This window comes from Herminiimonas sp. CN (assembly GCF_000622895.1).
Lineage (GTDB): Bacteria > Pseudomonadota > Gammaproteobacteria > Burkholderiales > Burkholderiaceae_D > AVCC01.
Genome location: NZ_AVCC01000013.1, coordinates 41,057 through 60,441 on the forward strand (window position 1 = coordinate 41,057; position 19,385 = coordinate 60,441).

Consider the following 19,385-nt stretch of genomic DNA (forward strand, 5'->3'; position numbering starts at 1 on the left):
ATCTGCCTACACGACCGCCATCTGAGGGCGATCTGGTGGCGAATCCAGCAGTTGTTCATCCTGACGCGCCTGCTGGCGCTGCCACATCTGCGCATAGGCGCCATCCGCTGCCAGCAAGTCGGCATGCGTGCCGCGCTCGACGATGCGGCCGTGATCGAGCACCAGAATCTGCTGCGCGTCGGCAATCGTCGACAGCCGATGCGCGATCACCAGCGTGGTGCGATTTTTGGCGATCTCCTTCAATTGCGCCTGGATCGCCTGCTCTGACTTGGAATCCAGCGCCGAGGTGGCTTCGTCGAAAACCAGGATCGCCGGGTCTTTCAGCACGGTGCGGGCGATCGCGACCCGCTGTTTTTCGCCGCCAGACAGTTTCAGGCCGCGCTCGCCGACCCGGGTGGCGTAGCCGTCCGGCAGGCTTTCGATGAAGTCGTGGATATACGCGGCCCGGGCCGCGCCGACGATTTCTGCCTTGCTGGCGCCCGGCTTGCCGTAGGCGATGTTGTATTCGATCGTGTCATTAAACAGCACGGTATCCTGCGGCACGATGCCGATCGCGCTGCGCAAGGATGCTTGCGTGACGTCGCGCAAATCCTGGCCGTCGATCGTGATGCTGCCTGCGTTCAGATCGTAAAAGCGGAACAGCAGCCGCGACAGCGTCGACTTGCCCGATCCGCTATGGCCGACCACCGCCGTCGTGGTGCCGGCGGGAATCGTGAAATCGACATCGAACAGGATCTGCCGGTTCGACTCGTAGCTGAAATCGACATGGGAAAAACGCAGCTCGGCACCCTTGATCTGCAGCGGCCTGGCGTCGGCACTGTCGGCCACTTCGCGGTTCTGGTCCAGCAGCGCGAACAGCCGCTCCATGTCGGCCAGACTTTGCTTGACTTCGCGGTAAATCACGCCCAGAAAATTGAGCGGAACATACAACTGGATCATGAAGGCGTTGACCAGCACCAGATCGCCCAGCGTCATCGTGCCGTTGATCACGCCCTGGGTCGCACGCCACAGGATCAGCGTGACCGCAATGGCGATGATGATCGACTGACCGGTATTGAGCAGCGACAGCGAAGTCTGCGACTTCACCGCCGCGCCCTCATAGCGCCGCAAGCCTTCATCGTAGCGATGGGCTTCGTAATCCTCGTTGCCGAAATACTTGACCGTCTCATAATTGATCAGCGAATCGATGGCCCTGGTGCTGGCTTTCGAATCCAGATCGTTCATGGTGCGCCGGAAATGCGTGCGCCACTCGGTCACCAGCACGGTAAAGCCGATATAGGAAGCCAGCGCCACCACCGTGATGATCGAAAACCAGATATCGTAATGCAGCGCCAGGTAACCGAGTACCAGCGCGATCTCGATCAAGGTCGGCAGGATATTAAACAGCGTAAACGACACCAGCGTCGTGATGCCGCGCGTACCGCGCTCGATATCGCGCGTCATGCCGCCGGTCTGCCGGTTCAAATGGAAGCGTAGCGACAGCGCATGCAAATGCCGGAATACCCGCAATGCGATGGTGCGCACTGCCCGCTGCGTGACCCTGGCAAAAATGAATTCACGCAATTCGGTAAACAGCGTGGTCGCCATCCGCAACACGCCATACGCGACCAAAATCCCCAGCGGCAACACCAGCAGCGCCTGCGGCTGGCTCGGGCTGATCGTCATGCGGTCGATCAGGGCCTTCAGCACCAGCGGCACGCCGACGTTGGCCAGCTTGGCGCCGACCAGGAACACTAGTGCAAAAACCACCCGCCACTTGTATACCCACAGGTAGGGCAGCAAGGTTTTCAAGGTAGCCCAATCGTTGCGAGGACCTTGTGAGACGGGAGGCGGCGGCGAACCGGAGTGATGACGCATGGCGAAAATGGCTCTTTTATGATTCAATTGAAAGATACTGTTGCGCGGTGACGCGCAGTTCCGAATTGTAGCCCCTTAGAGAACCCACATGACACCGACACCAGAAAACACCGCCGCCACAGCCATCTACCCTGGCTTGCCTCCCGGCATCATGCCGACGCTACGGGTAATGCCGATGCCGACGGACGCGAATATCCACGGCGACGTGTTCGGCGGCTGGATCATGGCCCAGGTCGACATCGCCGGCGCGATCCTCGCGACACGCCGCGCCAACGGACGGGTCGCCACCATCGCGGTAAACTCCTTCCTGTTCAAGCATCCGGTATTCGTCGGCGATCTGCTGTCGTTCTACGCCGAAGTGGTGCGGGTCGGCAACACCTCGCTCACCATCAATGTCGAAGTCTATGCGGAGCGCAACCGGCTGGAAGCTGAAACGGTCAAGGTCACCGAAGCCACACTGACCTACGTCGCCACCAGCGAAGACCGCAAGCCGCGCCCGATTCCACCGCTGGCATCGCTGACATCGGCTGCCGGAGGCATTCCGCACAAATAACATACTGGATATTGTATTTATATACTCCGTTTAAATACATGCTGAAAATCATGTATTTTTAGATATACCCGCCGAATAATAGATGCGATCGCTTATGCTGCGAATGGCGGCTGCCGGCCGTTCCCGGCTATCGCAGGCCATCTGGACAACCAGAAATTTCCCCCTAATTGAAGTTAGGCGCTCAACCGGCAAAGAATGCGAATTCCCATGAACCAGTTACAAAAGGCCCAGCTGTTCAAACAACTACACCTCCAGGACGGGACATTCTTGATGCCAAATGCCTGGGATGCAGGTAGCGCCCGAATGCTATCGGTCTCCGGCTTTCCCGCCATTGGCACCACCAGTGCCGGAATAGCGTTTTCTCAGGGGTTGCCCGATTACGAGGGGGCTGTAACGCGCGAGTCGATGTCGGACTGCATTCGCCGCATTGCCGCTGCCGTTAGCCTTCCTGTCAGCGCCGATCTTGAAGCAGGCTATGGCATTGAGCCCCGGCAAGTCGGTGAAACCATTCGGTTGGCCATTGCTGCTGGCGCGGTGGGGGGAAACATAGAGGACTTCACCGGCGATAGCAGCGCACCGCTGTTCGACCCCGCCCTGTCGGTGGAGCGCATTCGTGCCGCACGGAATGCTGCTGACGCGGCGGGGATCCCGTTTACGCTGACGGCTCGTACCGATTGCTACCTTGCGCAGGTTGAAAACCCGTTCTCGGCCGCAGTCGAACGCGCCAACAGGTACAGGGAGGCTGGCGCCGACTGCTTGTTTGTTCCGGGCATATCCGATCCTGACATCATTAAGGCGTTGGCAAAAGAAATCGATGGCCCGCTGACGGTCGTGATGGGCTTGTCAGGCGCAACGCTGTGCGTTGCGCATCTGGCGGAACTTGGGGTCAAGCGAATCACTATCGGCGGCAGCCTGGCGCGAGCGACTTACGGGCTCATTCGGCAGGCTGCACTCGAGATGAAGGAACATGGAAGTTTCTCGTTTGCGAATCAGCAAATTCCCGACGATGAACTGTGCCGGTTTTTTTCCTCGTTCGCAAACACCTGACCGACTCGCGTCAAACGTGTACGGCGGAAAATTTAGGAGTTACAAGATGCAATTGATTCTTTCGACCTGGACTATTCCGGCAGAGCAGCGACAGGAGAAGCCGTTGCGTCGAGGCATGTGCGAGAGCGCCGCGAAACAGACGCAACGGAGGCCCTGACATGGCGGCCACATTGCTACTGGCGCTCGGCAAAAGCTTCCTGTTCGTGCTGGCAGCAATCCTGCCAATCCTGAATCCCGCTGCCACTGCACCGATTTTCCTCGGCCTGACCGAAGGCGCATCGGCCAGCACGCGGGCGCTGCTGGCGCGGCGCATCGCGCGCAACATGTTTGCCTTGATGGCGGGCTCGATGCTAGTTGGCTCCTACGTACTCGATTTTTTCGGCATTTCGCTGCCGATCGTGCGCGTTGGCGGCGGCCTGATCGTCGCTGCCAACGCGTGGCGGATGCTCAATGCCAGCCATCCTGACGACGATCGCCGCGCCGAACTCGCCGATGCCTTTACACCCGAGCATGCGCACCGCCAGGCTTTCTACCCGCTGACATTCCCGATCAGCTGCGGTCCAGGGTCTATCGCCACGGCGATCACGGTCGGCGTTGCCCTGCACGACCAGAAGCTGACGCTGTCCTTGGCGCGAATAGGCGGCGGCGTGCTGGCGCTGCTGGTGATAGCCGGCCTGCTGTACCTTGCGCTGCGCTACGCCCAGCGCCTGCTCAAGCCACTGGGCGATGCCGGCACTGTGATTTTCCTGCGCTTGTCTGCTTTCATTCTGTTATGTCTGGGCGTGCAGATCGTCTGGGATGGCGCCAGCGAACTACTGCGCAGCGTGCTGCTGGCGCCAGGCGTCAGCTGAACACTGCGCCATCCCTCAGGCAGCCCTCTTCTCGTCGCGCAGTTCGCGCCGCAATATCTTTCCGACGTTGGTTTTTGGCAATTCGGTGCGGAACTCGATGAATTTCGGCCGCTTGTAGCCGGTCAGTTCTTCCTTGCAGAAATGCTGCAGATCTTCGACCGTCAGCGCCGGGTCCTTGCGCACCACGAACAATTTCACCGCTTCGCCCGAATGCTCGTCAGGCACTCCGACGCAGGCGCATTCCAGCACGCCCGGATGCTGGGCCACCACGCCCTCGACCTCGGTCGGGAAGACGTTGAAGCCGGACACCAGGATCATGTCTTTCTTACGGTCGACGATGCGGGTATGGCCGCGCTCATCCATGACGCCGATATCGCCCGACTTGAAGAATCCGTCCGGCGTCATCGCGAGCGCCGTTTCTTCCGGGCTCTGCCAATAGCCGGCCATCACTTGCGGACCTCGGATCGCGATTTCGCCGGCCTGGCCGAGCGGCACCGGCTGACCGTCGTCATCCAGAATGGCGACTTCGGTGGACGGGATCGGCAAGCCGATGGTGCCGGAATATTCGGTGCTGTCGGCCGGATTGGCGGTGACTACCGGCGAGGTTTCGGACAGGCCGTAGCCTTCGGCGATCGCGCAGCCGGTGACCTTGAGCCATTTGTCGGCGACCACTTTCTGCACCGCCATGCCGCCGCCGTTGGAGACCTTGAGGCCGGAAAAATCGAGCTGATCGAAACCCGGGGTATGCAGCAGCGCATTGAACAGCGTATTCACGGCCGGAAAAATATTGAACCTGTACTTCGACAGCTCCTTGACGAAGCCGGCGAAGTCGCGCGGGTTCGGCACCAGGATATTGAGTGCGCCGATGCGCGTGCCCAGCAGGCCGCAAATCGTCAGCGCAAAGATGTGGTACAGCGGCAAAGCGCACACCATCGTCAACTGCTCAACGCGCGGCTGCTTCCTCAGCGCCGGCTGCAGCCATGCCTCGTTTTGCAGCACGTTGGCGATCACGTTGCGGTGCGACAGCATGGCGCCCTTGGACAGCCCGGTGGTGCCGCCGGTGTATTGCAGGAATGCGATGTCGTCGTGGTTGAGTTCGACCGGACGCAAGCGCATGCCGGTGGCGTCGGACATCATCCGGTTGAAGCGGATCGCGTTCGGCAGGGTGTAGGGCGGCACCATTTTCTTGACATGGCGCACCACGAAATTGACGATGGCGCCCTTGACGCCGCCCAGCAGGTCACCCATGCTGGCCACCACCACATGCTTGATGCTGGTCCTGGCGATCACATGCTCGAGCGTGGTGGCGAAATTTTCCAGGATGATGATGGCTTCGGCGCCGCTGTCCTTGAGCTGGTGCTCCAGTTCGCGCGCGGTGTACAGCGGGTTGACGTTGACCACCGTGTAGCCGGCCCGCAGGATGGCGGCAATCGCCACCGGATACTGCAGCACGTTCGGCATCATGATCGCGACCCGGGCACCTTTGGCAAGGCTGCGGCTTTGCAGCCAGGCGCCGAATTTCCGGGACAGCGCATCGACTTCGCCGTAGGTGAGGAATTTATCCATGCAGACGAAGGCGTTGCGCGACGCGTATTTGTGGAATGCCTCGTCGAACAAATGCGCCAGCGAGCGGTATTGGGTGAAGTCGATTTCGCTCGGTACGCCTGCCGGATAGTTTTTCAGCCAGATCTTATCCATGGTGTATCCCTTGTCTCGATTATTGTTAACTGTCCCGCAAAAAACGCACGGTTGTTTCTTTTTATATTGCCATGCTATCGGGCACCACGCTCCAGCACAAGCCCTTTGCGTGCTTACAGAGCAAGATCTCTAAGAGTTTGGGTCCCGGCAAATTCCAGCAAACGGCGGCGGCGCTGTTGCCGCTCGAGATTGGCCAGCGCCTTGACGTCCGCATAAAAACGCTCGAAACCCTGATCCTGTCGCAGCAGCGCCTGGAACGCCGGCACCAGATCATGGTAGGTCGCCAGCGCCGCCAGATGAGCATTCGACAGCGGCTCGGCAAACCAGCGGTCGTAGCCGGTATAGCCGCCCCACGACTGTTTCAGCGCCTGGTAATCCTGCTGCAGCGCCTGGAAGATTTCGGCTTTGCGCCGCAGCTTTTCCGCCTCGGGCGTTGCCGCCGCATAGTTGGCTTCCAATGCCTGCCGACAATGCAGCAACAATCCCAGAAAACCCTGCTTGCGCGCCGCATACACTGCATACGACTGACGCATCTTGGCATCGCCATGCACATCCAGCCAGCGCTGCAGACCGGCCTGCTCCACCGTGGTCGCAAACGATTCGTTGAATTCCGAATCGCCCGGCGCATACGCGACCTGATGCGCCAACTCGTGGAAAATCAGCCGCGCCAGTTCGGCATCGGGGTAATGGATGAAGGTGGAGATCACCGGATCCTTGAACCAGCCCAGCGTCGAGTAGGCGGGCACCCCGGCGACCTGCACGTCGTAGCCCTCGGTGCGCAAGGCCAGCGCCTCGGCCCGGGCTTGCGCCAGTTCGTAATAGCCGCGATAACTGACGCAGCCCGCCACCGGAAAGCACCATTGTTTCGGCTTGAGCGACAAGGCCGGGGTGGCGACCACGTTCCACAGCACGAACGGCCGCCGCAGCGCCGCGTAAGTGGTGTAGCTGGCGTTATCCGGCAGCGCCAGTTCGCGCACCGCAAAAGCACGGATGAGTTTGGCGGTGGCGAGTTTGTCCTTCAAGCCCGGATCGGCTTGCGGATCGGCCAGCCAGTCGTCGATCGGGCGCGCCGCAGACAGCAGTGCGGATTGCCCATGCGCGGCTTGCACCAGATAGCCGAGCTGCGCACAGCCGCCCAGCAGGCCGCTCAGGGCCAGCAGAACCGCCATGCGCCAGGTGGTTTTCACGCGCAGTTTCACGCTTTTTCGACCTCCACCAGCACGTCATAAAAAGTCGGCCCGCGCCCCATGTCGGTCAGGCTCTGGCTGGTCACCTGGTTCGCGTTCTTGCCATCGGCGGCAAATTTTTTCCACCAGATCGACAGCCCGACCACCAGCCCGGGACGGGCTCTATCAGTGACGCGCGCCCAGCACGCAAAGCTGCCGCGGTCGTTGAAGATGCGTACCAGCTCGCCCTGCGCAATGCCGCGCGCCGCGGCATCAACCGGATGCATGTCCAGATGCGGCTCGCCTTCGGTGTCGCGCAGGCTTTGCACGTTGACGAAGGTGGAATTGAGGAAATTGCGGGCCGGCGGCGAGATCATCGCCAGCGGATAGCGCGCCGCCAGCGCCGGATTGCTGGCCGCCGATTCATGCGGCGCGTTGTAGGCCGGCAGCGGGTCCAGCCCGGCGTCCGCCATAGCCTGCGAATACAGCGCGCATTTGCCGGACGCGGTCGGGAAGCCGCCGTGCACGAACGGCGCGTCGGCCAGCCGCAGCTTTTGCCAGCCTTGCCGCTTGAGCTGCTCCCAATAGGGTCCGGCGACCCGCGCATCGTCGGCCCGGAAGGCCTGCGCCGCGATGGCGTCGTCGCTGTCCTGGAAACAGGGCTCGGAAAATCCCATGCGCGCCGCCAGCAGGCGGAATATCTCGGTATTCGGTTTCGCCTGGCCCAGCGGGGCAATCGCCGCATTGTTTGCCATCATGTACAGATGGCCGTAAGTCGAATGGATATCGACATGCTCGAGCTGCGTGGTGGCCGGCAGCAGGATGTCGGCGTAATCGGCGGTGTCGGTCTGGAAATGCTCCAGCACCACGGTAAACAGGTCTTCCCGCGCAAAGCCCTGCGCCACCTTGTCGGACTCCGGCGCCACCGCCACCGGGTTCGCGTTATACACGATCAGCGCTTCGATCTTCGGGCCGAATGCGGGGCTGGCGTCGCGCAGCAAATCGTCGCCGATGGTCACCATATTGATGCTGCGCGGGTTGCGCCCGGCCAGCAAGTCGGGCCGCTCCAGCACCGCGCGGTCTTTCGGGAAGGCGTCGGAGCAGGACAGCAGCACGCCGCCGGCCGCATGGCGCCAGGCGCCCGCCAGCGCCGGCAGGCAAGCGATATTGCGCACCGCCATGCCGCCGCCGCGAGTGCGCTGCACGCCGTAATTGAGCCGGATCAGCGCCGCTTCGCCGCGCCGCGCCGCGGCGCCGTAATCGCGCGCCAGCTGCAGCACTTCCCCGACGCTGATGCCGCAGGTCACCGCCACCCGCTGCGGCGGCCATTCGGCCGCCCGTTCCTTGAGCTGCGTGTAGCCTTCGGTATAGCGATCGATGTAATCCCGGTCGACCAGATCTTCGGCGATCAGCACGTGCATCAGGCCCAGCGCCAGTGCGGCATCGGTGCCGGGCAGCAGCGCGATATGCTGATGGCATTTCTCCGCGGTCAGCGAGCGGTACGGATCGATCGCGATCAGCTTGGCGCCGTTGCGCTTGGCCTGCTGCGCCCGCATCCAGAAATGCAGGTTGGAAGCGACCGGATTGCCGCCCCAGATCAGGATCAGCTTGGCATGTTCGGTTTGCTCGACATCGGTGCCGATCCGCGCGCCGATCGTGTACTTGTAGCCCTCGCCGCCGGCGGTGGAGCAGATGGTGCGCTCCAGCAGCGAGGCGCCGAGCTTGTGGAAAAAGCGCATCGCCATCGATTCGCCCTGCACCAGCCCCATGGTGCCGGCATAGCTGTACGGCAGGATCGCCTGCGGGTCGGCAATGCGCTGCAGCCGGGCCGCGATGGTGGCAATCGCCTCCTCCCAGCCAATCGGCGCGAACTTGCCCTCGCCCTTCTTGCCGATGCGTTTCATCGGCGAAAGCAGCCTGTCCTTGTGATAGGTGCGCTCGGGATACCGCGCCACCTTGGTGCACAATGCGCCGGCCGTGGTCGGATGCGCGGGGTCGCCGCGCACCTCAACGGCCACGCCGCCCTCGACGGTCACCAGCAGCGCGCAGGTATCGGGACAGTCGTGCGGGCAGACCGCGCGGATGGTCGAGGATGTCATCGGATTCTTCGCTTTATTCGGTGGGATTTGCATCCTGTACTGTAATCCAAATTCACCGCAACTGCGCCCGTCCCGACGCCGCCATCGGAGCGCGCCGCATTCACACGCGCATGCCGGTTGGAGTTACCATTGCCGTTCATATAGCCTGCCTTGCAGGACAAAAGAATTTGGAGAACACCATGCAATTACTCGATCCGATCGTCCAGTTTCAGGCCGAGCTGCAGCAGATTCGCCGCGACATCCACGCCCATCCCGAACTCTGCTACGAAGAACAGCGCACCGCCGATCTGGTGGCGGCCAAGCTGACCGAATGGGGCATTCCGATCCTGCGCGGTATGGGCGGCACCGGCGTGGTCGGCATCATCAGGAACGGCGACAGCAAGCGCGCGATCGGTCTGCGGGCCGACATGGATGCGCTGCCGATGCAAGAGATCAATACCTTTGCGCATACGTCCCGCCATCCCGGCAAGATGCACGCCTGCGGCCATGACGGCCACACCGCGATGCTGCTGGGCGCAGCCCATTATTTATCGAAACAGCGCGACTTCGACGGCACCGTCTACCTGATTTTTCAGCCAGCCGAGGAAGGCGGCGGCGGCGCGCGCAAGATGATGGAGGACGGCCTGTTTGTACAATGTCCGATGGATGCGGTGTACGGGATGCACAACTGGCCCGGCATTGCAGTCGGCAGCTTCGGCGTGATGCCGGGACCGATGATGGCGTCCAGCAACGAGTTTGAGGTCACTGTCGGCGGCAAGGGCGGCCATGCGGCGCAACCGCACAAAGGCATCGACCCGATCATGGTGGCGGTGCAGATCGCGCAAAGCTGGCAAACCATCATCAGCCGCAACACCAATCCGAACGATGCCGCGGTGCTGTCGATTACCCAGATCCACGCCGGCAGCACCACCAACGTGATCCCGGACGAGGCCGCGCTGATCGGCACCGTACGCACCTTCAGCATTGAAGTGCTGGACCTGATCGAGCAACGCATGCGCGAGATCGCCCGGCATACCGCCAGCGCCTTCAATGCCGAGTTGCAGTTCGAGTTCAAGCGCAATTACCCGCCGCTATTCAATCATCCGCAGCAAACCGCCGCCGCGGTGGCCGTGCTGCAGTCGATGGTGGGCGCGCAGCAGGTCGATGCGCAGGTAGAACCGACCATGGGCGCCGAAGATTTCGCCTTCATGCTGCAGGAAAAGCCGGGTTGCTACGTCTTCATCGGCAATGGCGAAGGCGACCATCGCAGCAGCGGACACGGACTGGGGCCGTGCAATCTGCACAACCCCAGCTACGACTTCAACGATGCGCTGCTGCCGATCGGCGCCACCTACTGGGTCAGCCTGGTGCAAAGTTTGCTGTCCCGGCAGCGCCCAGAAGAATAAAATATACTACTCATTGTATATTTTTATATCGCAATAATTGCATACGTAAAATTGAATAAAATATGCATACCCCATCATTTAATCAAATTTGACGGATAGGGGACGGGCTAAGATTAATGCTCCGAGGCCTGTTGCGCCAACAGCAGAATGTCGCCGTACCATGCCTCGACACTTTCCTCGGTGTTGTCGGTATCGGTCATCACGCCAATGCCGATCAGCCGGCCCGGCTTCGCACCAAAGGCGCGCGCATAGTCATCGACAATGTTGCGCGAAAAATTTTGCCAGCGGCCGACGCCGCGATTGCCGCTGGCAGCAACCATCATCTTGATCCGGCCGGTGCGGCTGTTATTGATGACGGTATCGACCGGCGCCTTGTTTTCCCATATATACATCAGCGTCGCATACGGCAGATCGCGGCCGGAAACCAGTTTGCCGGTTTCGAACATGATCTGGTCGGCAAACGACAGCGCATCCTTGTCGCCATCGAAAGCCAGTATGATGCGCACCGGTGAATCCTCCGCCTCGCGCCGGGTATTGTCGGCCGACTGGAGCAGATCGGCGATTTTCCAGCGCCATTGCAGCCACGGATAGTGCAACGGATCGAGGCTGGTTTCCTGTATCAGCCCGGATGCGGCAGCGCTCGCTTGCGCATGCAAAATAGTGTGCCCCGCCTCGGACACCAGCCGGTATTCGGTACGTTTTTTGTTGCGGGTAATCAGCAGCGGCGACCAGCCGTCAGGCAGGCCGGCGGCGGCATTGGCGGAAAACAGCGCCAGTCCGGCATCCGACCCGGTTTTTCCGGGCATGGCTGCGGCCTGCTCCGGCATTGCGTCAGCGGGGAATTGCGCGCAGCCGTTAAGTGCGAACAAAGCGATCATGAGCAGCAAGAAACGTGTCATATCAACAGGGAAATGGTCGCGCGGAATTTTGTGCGGCGGGGTTGGTAGCAGCAGTGCCATTCAATGCGTGCGGTGAAAACGCCCGGGACAAAGCCGCAGAGAATTTCAGTTGCATCCACATGCATGCCGGAGTATCAATATAAATCATGTATTTTCGCAACAATTCCGTACGCACTCTAAAATACTGCCAACGTATTTCATCGTCAAAAATTGAGCGCTCAGTTTGGCAAGCGATCCGCCGCTTTACCCAGACGCAGACCGGGATTGATGGCCTCCAGCGCCAGCAGGATAGCCGACTGATCGGCATGCGGAATGGCGGCAAGAATGCTGTGATAGTGCTGCGTAACCTGCTGCGCCAGCGGCAGTGCAAGACCGGCGTCTGCGGCCGCCAGCAATACATTATCGAGATCCTTGCTCTGGCTCTTGACTTGCCCGCCCGGCAAAAAATTGCGTTCCAGCATGCGTTCGCCATGCACCTCCAGCAAGCGGCTCTCGGCGAAACCGCCGCGCAGCGCAGCCCTTACCGCAGCCGGATCGGCGCCGCCAGCCTGTGCCAGCAACAGGGCTTCCGCAATGATGTTGAGCGTGCCGCCGACGATCAATTGATTACACAACTTGGCAATCTGCCCGCAACCCGCTGGCCCCACCAGCGTCGGGCGGCCCATGCTGCGCAGAATCGGCTCGGCCCTGGCAAAATCCGCAGCGCTGCCGCCCGCCATGATCGCCAGCGAACCAGCCTCTGCCCCCAGCACACCGCCTGAAACCGGAGCATCGACGAATCCAATCCCGTGCGTGCGCAACAGCGCATGCAGCACACGCGCTTCCGATTGACGCGTCGAACTCATGTCTATCACCAAGGTGCCGGCGGCAAATCCCGCCAGCGCAACGCCAACAACCTGCGCCACCACCGGCCCTGCTTCCAGCATCGTAATGACAATCTGGGCATCCTGCACTGCTTCCACAATGGAACTGGCAACCAGCGCACCGTGCCGCACTAGCTCTTCCGCCTTGCTGCGAGTGCGATTCCATGCGATCAAAGGGTAGCCTGCTTGCAATAAGCGCAAGGCCATTGGCTTCCCCATCAAGCCGATGCCGAGAAATGCGATTTTTGGCAGATTGATATTTGTACTCACATTGCACCCCTTGGTTTAAAGATACGCTTGATGGTCGGTACGAAAACGGGATAAAAACGTTACCCAATTTTTGGCGCCAGATGCTACTGCGACCAGCGACCCGCAAACTCGAGAAGGATGGCACAATATTGCAATTAATCAATCCAGTATTTTCGACCATCGAGAGTTGTCATGACAGCATATCTTCAGCAATCCGCCATTAAAATTCTTTTTTCCAGCATTGTTGCCATCGGCATGCAAACCAGCAGTTATGCAGTCGACTCCGCTTCCTTCGAGGTGGCCACCGGCAACAAGACACAAATAGTTCGTATTGGCGCGCAGTGGAACTGGGCTGATAAATGGTGGCAATCAAACAATAGCCATATCGGCGGTTATTGGGATCTGACACTAGCCCAATGGCGCGGCACCCGCTATCAAAATCGCCCGGATGCCACGCAGAATATTACCGACATTGGCATTACACCAGTTTTCCGCTTCCAGCACGATAGCAAAACCGGGCCCTACGCAGAAGCTGGCATTGGCGCGCACTTGCTCTCCCATGCGTATGACAACAACGGCCGCTCATTCTCGACCGCTTTTCAGTTTGGCGACCACATCGGAATAGGGTATGTTTTTTCCAACAAACTCGATCTTGGACTGAAGGTCCAGCACTTTTCCAATGGCGGGATCAAACATCCAAACAGCGGCGCAAATTTTGCTGTGCTAAGTGCAAAAATGATATTTTAAGTGACGTCGATTATGTCATTTGAACGCTTACTTGCCGTTAGCTTTGAGTCAATGACGCAAAGCAGCAGAGGATAGCAGGATTACGCGGTTTTCAATCTACCCGAACGGGCATAAAAAAACCCCGCAAGGTGATTGCGGGGTTTTTAGGAATAACAGCCTGACGATGACCTACTTTCACACGTGTTGACGCACTATCATCGGCGCGAAGTCGTTTCACGGTCCTGTTCGGGATGGGAAGGGGTGGTACCAACTTGCTATGGTCATCAGGCATAACTTGTAACATCGCTTGCTCCTCCGCATGCCGTATTTCTACGGGCCGGCATGGCAGCAAACAACGCAATCTGGAAGAAGTAAATATTGTATATTCTGGTTATGACTGCCAAACAAGGCAAACACGTACATTACTCATCGATCCATAACCGACCAAGGTTATAGGGACAAGCCTTACGGGCAATTAGTACTGGTTAGCTTAATGCATTACTGCACTTCCACACCCAGCCTATCAACGTCCTGGTCTCGAACGACCCTTCAAGGAGCTCATGGCTCCAGGGAAATCTCATCTCAAGGCGAGTTTCCCGCTTAGATGCTTTCAGCGGTTATCTCTTCCGAACTTAGCTACCCGGCAATGCCACTGGCGTGACAACCGGTACACCAGAGGTTCGTCCACTCCGGTCCTCTCGTACTAGGAGCAGCCCCCTTCAAATTTCCAACGCCCACGGCAGATAGGGACCAAACTGTCTCACGACGTTTTAAACCCAGCTCACGTACCACTTTAAATGGCGAACAGCCATACCCTTGGGACCGGCTACAGCCCCAGGATGTGATGAGCCGACATCGAGGTGCCAAACTCCCCCGTCGATATGAACTCTTGGGAGGAATCAGCCTGTTATCCCCAGAGTACCTTTTATCCGTTGAGCGATGGCCCTTCCATACAGAACCACCGGATCACTATGTCCTACTTTCGTACCTGCTCGACTTGTCAGTCTCGCAGTTAAGCACGCTTATGCCATTGCACTATTAGCACGATGTCCGACCGTACCTAGCGTACCTTCGAACTCCTCCGTTACACTTTGGGAGGAGACCGCCCCAGTCAAACTGCCTACCATGCACTGTCCCCGATCCGGATAACGGACCAAGGTTAGAATCTCAAACAAACCAGGGTGGTATTTCAAGGTTGGCTCCACGCAAACTGGCGTTCACGCTTCAAAGCCTCCCACCTATCCTACACAGATTGGTTCAAAATTCAATGCAAAGCTACAGTAAAGGTTCATGGGGTCTTTCCGTCTAGCCGCGGGTAGATTGCATCATCACAAACATTTCAACTTCGCTGAGTCTCGGGAGGAGACAGTGTGGCCATCGTTACTCCATTCGTGCAGGTCGGAACTTACCCGACAAGGAATTTCGCTACCTTAGGACCGTTATAGTTACGGCCGCCGTTTACTGGGACTTCAATCAAGAGCTTGCACCCCATCATTTAATCTTCCAGCACCGGGCAGGAGTCACACCATATACGTCCACTTTCGTGTTTGCATAGTGCTGTGTTTTTATTAAACAGTCGCAGCCACCAGTTTATTGCAACCCTTTCATCCTTCCCCCGCAGGGGGGTCAAACTACAAGGGCGTACCTTATCCCGAAGTTACGGTACCAATTTGCCGAGTTCCTTCTCCCGAGTTCTCTCAAGCGCCTTAGAATACTCATCTCGCCCACCTGTGTCGGTTTGCGGTACGGTCTCGTATGACTGAAGCTTAGAGGCTTTTCTTGGAACCACTTCCAATTGCTTCGCGAACAAGTTCGCTCGTCTCAACCCCTTGAATTACGCTGCCGGATTTGCCTAACAGCCTTCTACAAGTCAAGAACCGGCACTTCCAACCGCCGGACAACCTTCTGTGATCCGTCCCCCCATCGCATCATACGACGGTGCAGGAATATTAACCTGCTTCCCATCAGCTACGCATCTCTGCCTCGCCTTAGGGGCCGACTCACCCTGCTCCGATGAACGTTGAACAGGAAACCTTGGGCTTACGGCGTGGAGGCTTTTCACCCCCATTATCGCTACTCATGTCAGCATTCGCACTTCTGATACCTCCAGCATCCTTTACAAGACACCTTCGCAGGCTTACAGAACGCTCTCCTACCATATGCATTACTGCATATCCGCAGCTTCGGTGACTGGCTTAGCCCCGTTACATCTTCCGCGCAGGACGACTCGATCAGTGAGCTATTACGCTTTCTTTAAAGGATGGCTGCTTCTAAGCCAACCTCCTGACTGTTTTAGCCTTCCCACTTCGTTTTCCACTTAGCCAATCTTTGGGACCTTAGCTGGCGGTCTGGGTTGTTTCCCTCTTGACGCCGGACGTTAGCACCCGACGTCTGTCTCCCAAGCTCGCACTCATCGGTATTCGGAGTTTGCAATGGTTTGGTAAGTCGCGATGACCCCCTAGCCATAACAGTGCTCTACCCCCGATGGTGATACTTGAGGCACTACCTAAATAGTTTTCGGAGAGAACCAGCTATTTCCAAGTTTGTTTAGCCTTTCACCCCTACCCACAGCTCATCCCCTAATTTTTCAACATTAGTGGGTTCGGTCCTCCAGTGCGTGTTACCGCACCTTCAACCTGGCCATGAGTAGATCACTTGGTTTCGGGTCTACACCCAGCGACTGATCGCCCTATTCGGACTCGATTTCTCTACGGCTTCCCTATGCGGTTAACCTTGCCACTGAATGTAAGTCGCTGACCCATTATACAAAAGGTACGCAGTCACGGAACAAGTCCGCTCCTACTGTTTGTATGCACACGGTTTCAGGATCTATTTCACTCCCCTTCCGGGGTTCTTTTCGCCTTTCCCTCACGGTACTGGTTCACTATCGGTCGATATCGAGTATTTAGCCTTGGAGGATGGTCCCCCCATGTTCAGACAGGATTTCTCGTGTCCCGCCCTACTTGTCGCAAGCTTAGTACCACAATAGTCATTTCGTGTACGGGGCTATCACCCTCTATGGCTGCCATTTCCAGAGCATTCCACTATGTCTACTGCTATTGCTTGCAGGCTCTTCCCATTTCGCTCGCCGCTACTTTGGGAATCTCGGTTGATTTCTTTTCCTGTAGCTACTTAGATGTTTCAGTTCGCCACGTTCGCTTTGCATGCCTATGTATTCAGCATGCAATGACCTTACGGCCGGGTTTCCCCATTCGGAAATCTGCGGATCAAAGCCTGTTTGCTGGCTCCCCGCAGCTTATCGCAAGCTACTACGTCCTTCATCGCCTGATATCGCCAAGGCATCCACCATGTGCACTTATTCACTTGTCCCTATAACTTTGGCTTCTAATCCAAACTACCATTCATGCAGGATTAAAAACCGGCTATAGAGTTATTCTATGAGTATTACTTTAGCGTTTGCCGTATCTCAAGGAATTTGATTTTCTAAAACTGACTTCTCAAACTCGCTTTTAATACTTTTTTGATTTGATACAATCACAACCCATCAAGACTTGCAGCATTATCATTTCCTCACCGGCATTGCTGCCACGATATCGCTATCGGCGTGATGATTTGATTTATCTGCACTTCATGATAAATCTTTACTTCTTCCAGATTGTTAAAGAACGAAACAGCTAATGGCTTAAGAAACCAAACCTGAATTTTTCATGCACTTCTTGCATTGCATGCGTAACTCAGGTTTGCATTCTCACAGATACTTGGTGGAGGTTGACGGGATCGAACCGACGACCCCCTGCTTGCAAAGCAGGTGCTCTCCCAGCTGAGCTAAACCCCCAGTACTTTCTCAATACTCTTTGGTAGGTCTGGTTGGACTCGAACCAACGACCCCTGCGTTATCAACACAGTGCTCTAACCAGCTGAGCTACAGACCCGCTTGGATCAGTTCTCAGCTGTTGGTCGTGCAGTCCTTCTTGCTACGGCACAGACCTGCAGTCCAATTACTGTTCATTGCTGCTCTTCTTTTTTCTTAACAGTCGATAAGTGTGAACACTTGATTCCGGCACATACTCTAGAAAGGAGGTGATCCAGCCGCACCTTCCGATACGGCTACCTTGTTACGACTTCACCCCAGTCACGAATCCCACCGTGGTAAGCGCCCTCCTTGCGGTTAAGCTACCTACTTCTGGTGAAACCCGCTCCCATGGTGTGACGGGCGGTGTGTACAAGACCCGGGAACGTATTCACCGCGACATGCTGATCCGCGATTACTAGCGATTCCAACTTCATGTAGTCGAGTTGCAGACTACAATCCGGACTACGATACACTTTCTGGGATTAGCTCCCCCTCGCGGGTTGGCGGCCCTCTGTATGTACCATTGTATGACGTGTGAAGCCCTACCCATAAGGGCCATGAGGACTTGACGTCATCCCCACCTTCCTCCGGTTTGTCACCGGCAGTCTCATTAGAGTGCCCTTTCGTAGCAACTAATGACAAGGGTTGCGCTCGTTGCGGGACTTAACCCAACATCTCACGACACGAGCTGACGACAGCCATGCAGCACCTGTGTGACAGTTCTCTTTCGAGCACTCCTCGATCTCTCAAGGATTCTGTCCATGTCAAGGGTAGGTAAGGTTTTTCGCGTTGCATCGAATTAATCCACATCATCCACCGCTTGTGCGGGTCCCCGTCAATTCCTTTGAGTTTTAATCTTGCGACCGTACTCCCCAGGCGGTCTACTTCACGCGTTAGCTGCGTTACCAAGTCAATTAAGACCCGACAACTAGTAGACATCGTTTAGGGCGTGGACTACCAGGGTATCTAATCCTGTTTGCTCCCCACGCTTTCGTGCATGAGCGTCAGTGTTATCCCAGGGGGCTGCCTTCGCCATCGGTATTCCTCCACATATCTACGCATTTCACTGCTACACGTGGAATTCTACCCCCCTCTGACACACTCTAGCCATGCAGTCTCAAATGCCATTCCCAGGTTGAGCCCGGGGATTTCACATCTGACTTACATAACCGCCTGCGCACGCTTTACGCCCAGTAATTCCGATTAACGCTTGCACCCTACGTATTACCGCGGCTGCTGGCACGTAGTTAGCCGGTGCTTATTCTTCAGGTACCGTCATTAGCAGAGGATATTAGCCCCCACCGTTTCTTCCCTGACAAAAGAGCTTTACAACCCGAAGGCCTTCTTCACTCACGCGGCATTGCTGGATCAGGGTTGCCCCCATTGTCCAAAATTCCCCACTGCTGCCTCCCGTAGGAGTCTGGGCCGTGTCTCAGTCCCAGTGTGGCTGGTCGTCCTCTCAGACCAGCTACTGATCGTCGCCTTGGTAGGCTTTTACCCTACCAACTAGCTAATCAGATATCGGCCGCTCCACGAGCATGAGGTCTTGCGAGCCCCCACTTTCATCCGTAGATCGTATGCGGTATTAGCGCAACTTTCGCTGCGTTATCCCCCACTCTAGGGTACGTTCCGATATATTACTCACCCGTTCGCCACTCGCCACCAGACCGAAATCCGTGCTGCCGTTCGACTTGCATGTGTAAGGCATGCCGCCAGCGTTCAATCTGAGCCAGGATCAAACTCTTCAGTTTAATCTCTGTTTTATGTCATTGCTGACATGGTCCGCTTAGGTTTTACCCTAGCCAGACCGGTCGCTCACTCAAAATACTGACAGGCTCTTCCTGAAGTTTCCTCCAAAAAGATCCTATTTTTCTTCTGTGCGAGCATTTGATATTTTAAGTTCATGCAATCTGCCGAGGCAGAACGCATGGCGCCTTCATCAAGTGCCCACACTTATCGACTGTTAATTGTTAAAGATCTTTTACTTCATGGCAGCGCTGGTATTTTCTACCGCACCGGCCGGGCTGCAAAGCGTTTTGTTTGCAGCACTGAAGAGGTGAGATTATGCAGCGCTTCGATTACTTCGTCAACATGTTTTTTAACCGCAGCGCGCAAATTCCATTCCCTTGCGCACCCTTATGCCAACTCCCGTACCGCCTGCTTCTGCCTTCTCTTGCC

The 19,385-nt window shown here is 57.3% G+C and carries 12 protein-coding genes, 2 tRNA genes and 3 rRNA genes; 6 read left to right on the forward strand and 11 right to left on the reverse strand.

Features of this window, described 5'->3' with window-relative positions:
• Positions 1–6: 6 nt before the first annotated feature.
• Positions 7–1,857: an ABC transporter ATP-binding protein/permease gene (locus HMCN_RS0104905; RefSeq protein ID WP_025916327.1), complete on the reverse strand. Its 1,851-nt coding sequence runs from the start codon at positions 1,855–1,857 to the stop codon at positions 7–9.
• 88 nt (positions 1,858–1,945) lie between these two features.
• Between HMCN_RS0104905 and HMCN_RS17305 the strand changes: the two genes are divergently transcribed.
• From HMCN_RS17305 to HMCN_RS0104920, 3 genes are all read left to right on the forward strand, one after another.
• Positions 1,946–2,410, forward strand: a complete 465-nt coding sequence (locus HMCN_RS17305; protein WP_025916328.1) for an acyl-CoA thioesterase — start codon at positions 1,946–1,948, stop codon at positions 2,408–2,410.
• A gap of 207 nt (positions 2,411–2,617) precedes the next feature.
• Entirely contained in the window at positions 2,618–3,457 is an 840-nt protein-coding gene (locus tag HMCN_RS0104915) for an isocitrate lyase/phosphoenolpyruvate mutase family protein (RefSeq protein WP_035625848.1), read from the forward strand.
• Between the two features lie 158 nt (positions 3,458–3,615).
• Positions 3,616–4,308: a MarC family protein gene (locus HMCN_RS0104920; RefSeq protein WP_025916330.1), complete on the forward strand. Its 693-nt coding sequence runs from the start codon at positions 3,616–3,618 to the stop codon at positions 4,306–4,308.
• Between the two features lie 15 nt (positions 4,309–4,323).
• Here HMCN_RS0104920 and HMCN_RS0104925 read toward each other — a convergent pair whose 3' ends face one another.
• From HMCN_RS0104925 to HMCN_RS0104935, 3 genes are all read right to left on the reverse strand, one after another.
• Positions 4,324–6,006, reverse strand: a complete 1,683-nt coding sequence (locus HMCN_RS0104925) for a long-chain fatty acid--CoA ligase (protein ID WP_025916331.1) — start codon at positions 6,004–6,006, stop codon at positions 4,324–4,326.
• A 113-nt stretch (positions 6,007–6,119) separates the two neighbouring features.
• Positions 6,120–7,175, reverse strand: a complete 1,056-nt coding sequence (locus HMCN_RS0104930) for an aminopeptidase (protein ID WP_025916332.1) — start codon at positions 7,173–7,175, stop codon at positions 6,120–6,122.
• 26 nt (positions 7,176–7,201) lie between these two features.
• Positions 7,202–9,271 carry a molybdopterin-dependent oxidoreductase gene (locus HMCN_RS0104935; RefSeq protein ID WP_025916333.1) on the reverse strand — a complete coding sequence of 690 codons (2,070 nt, stop codon included), beginning with the start codon at positions 9,269–9,271 and terminating at the stop codon, positions 7,202–7,204.
• A gap of 179 nt (positions 9,272–9,450) precedes the next feature.
• Here HMCN_RS0104935 and HMCN_RS0104940 point away from each other — a divergent pair, with 179 nt between their 5' ends.
• Entirely contained in the window at positions 9,451–10,656 is a 1,206-nt protein-coding gene (locus tag HMCN_RS0104940) for a M20 aminoacylase family protein (RefSeq protein WP_025916334.1), read from the forward strand.
• Between the two features lie 113 nt (positions 10,657–10,769).
• Here the strand turns inward: HMCN_RS0104940 and HMCN_RS0104945 are convergent, their stop codons facing one another.
• Together HMCN_RS0104945 and HMCN_RS0104950 are read right to left on the reverse strand one after the other, a co-directional pair.
• On the reverse strand, positions 10,770–11,555 hold the full coding sequence (locus HMCN_RS0104945; RefSeq protein WP_155837404.1) for a DUF3047 domain-containing protein: 786 nt from the start codon (positions 11,553–11,555) through the stop codon (positions 10,770–10,772).
• A 218-nt stretch (positions 11,556–11,773) separates the two neighbouring features.
• Positions 11,774–12,688: an NAD(P)-dependent oxidoreductase gene (locus HMCN_RS0104950; RefSeq protein ID WP_081801414.1), complete on the reverse strand. Its 915-nt coding sequence runs from the start codon at positions 12,686–12,688 to the stop codon at positions 11,774–11,776.
• Between the two features lie 171 nt (positions 12,689–12,859).
• On the opposite strand from HMCN_RS0104950, the gene HMCN_RS0104955 reads away from it, so the two are divergent.
• Positions 12,860–13,414: an acyloxyacyl hydrolase gene (locus HMCN_RS0104955; protein ID WP_025916337.1), complete on the forward strand. Its 555-nt coding sequence runs from the start codon at positions 12,860–12,862 to the stop codon at positions 13,412–13,414.
• Between the two features lie 155 nt (positions 13,415–13,569).
• On the opposite strand, the gene rrf is transcribed toward HMCN_RS0104955, so the two are convergent.
• The 5 genes from rrf to HMCN_RS0104980 all read right to left on the reverse strand — a co-directional run bounded on the left by rrf (position 13,570) and on the right by HMCN_RS0104980 (position 18,958).
• Positions 13,570–13,682, reverse strand: a 5S ribosomal RNA gene (rrf, locus tag HMCN_RS0104960).
• Positions 13,683–13,847: 165 nt separating this feature from the next.
• Positions 13,848–16,723, reverse strand: a 23S ribosomal RNA gene (locus HMCN_RS0104965).
• A gap of 390 nt (positions 16,724–17,113) precedes the next feature.
• A tRNA-Ala gene (locus HMCN_RS0104970) sits at positions 17,114–17,189 on the reverse strand.
• Between the two features lie 20 nt (positions 17,190–17,209).
• Positions 17,210–17,286: transfer RNA gene (locus HMCN_RS0104975), tRNA-Ile, on the reverse strand.
• Positions 17,287–17,427: 141 nt separating this feature from the next.
• Positions 17,428–18,958 (reverse strand): 16S ribosomal RNA (locus HMCN_RS0104980).
• The 16S, 23S and 5S rRNA genes sit together here with 2 tRNA genes alongside, the layout of an rRNA operon.
• Positions 18,959–19,110: 152 nt before the next feature.
• Here HMCN_RS0104980 and HMCN_RS19740 point away from each other — a divergent pair.
• Positions 19,111–19,385: hypothetical protein (locus HMCN_RS19740; RefSeq protein WP_238551961.1), on the forward strand; the 275-nt coding region annotated here is incomplete at its 3' end.

Excerpts from the sequence above, each read along its gene's own strand:
- HMCN_RS0104905 (WP_025916327.1), bottom strand. The coding sequence starts at position 1,857 with ATGCGTCATCACTCCGGTTCGCCGCCGCCTCCCGTCTCACAAGGTCCT.
- HMCN_RS17305 (WP_025916328.1), top strand. The coding sequence starts at position 1,946 with ATGACACCGACACCAGAAAACACCGCCGCCACAGCCATCTACCCTGGC.
- HMCN_RS0104915 (WP_035625848.1), top strand. The coding sequence starts at position 2,618 with ATGAACCAGTTACAAAAGGCCCAGCTGTTCAAACAACTACACCTCCAG.
- HMCN_RS0104920 (WP_025916330.1), top strand. The coding sequence starts at position 3,616 with ATGGCGGCCACATTGCTACTGGCGCTCGGCAAAAGCTTCCTGTTCGTG.
- HMCN_RS0104925 (WP_025916331.1), bottom strand. The coding sequence starts at position 6,006 with ATGGATAAGATCTGGCTGAAAAACTATCCGGCAGGCGTACCGAGCGAA.
- HMCN_RS0104930 (WP_025916332.1), bottom strand. The coding sequence starts at position 7,175 with ATGGCGGTTCTGCTGGCCCTGAGCGGCCTGCTGGGCGGCTGTGCGCAG.
- HMCN_RS0104935 (WP_025916333.1), bottom strand. The coding sequence starts at position 9,271 with ATGACATCCTCGACCATCCGCGCGGTCTGCCCGCACGACTGTCCCGAT.
- HMCN_RS0104940 (WP_025916334.1), top strand. The coding sequence starts at position 9,451 with ATGCAATTACTCGATCCGATCGTCCAGTTTCAGGCCGAGCTGCAGCAG.
- HMCN_RS0104945 (WP_155837404.1), bottom strand. The coding sequence starts at position 11,555 with ATGACACGTTTCTTGCTGCTCATGATCGCTTTGTTCGCACTTAACGGC.
- HMCN_RS0104955 (WP_025916337.1), top strand. The coding sequence starts at position 12,860 with ATGACAGCATATCTTCAGCAATCCGCCATTAAAATTCTTTTTTCCAGC.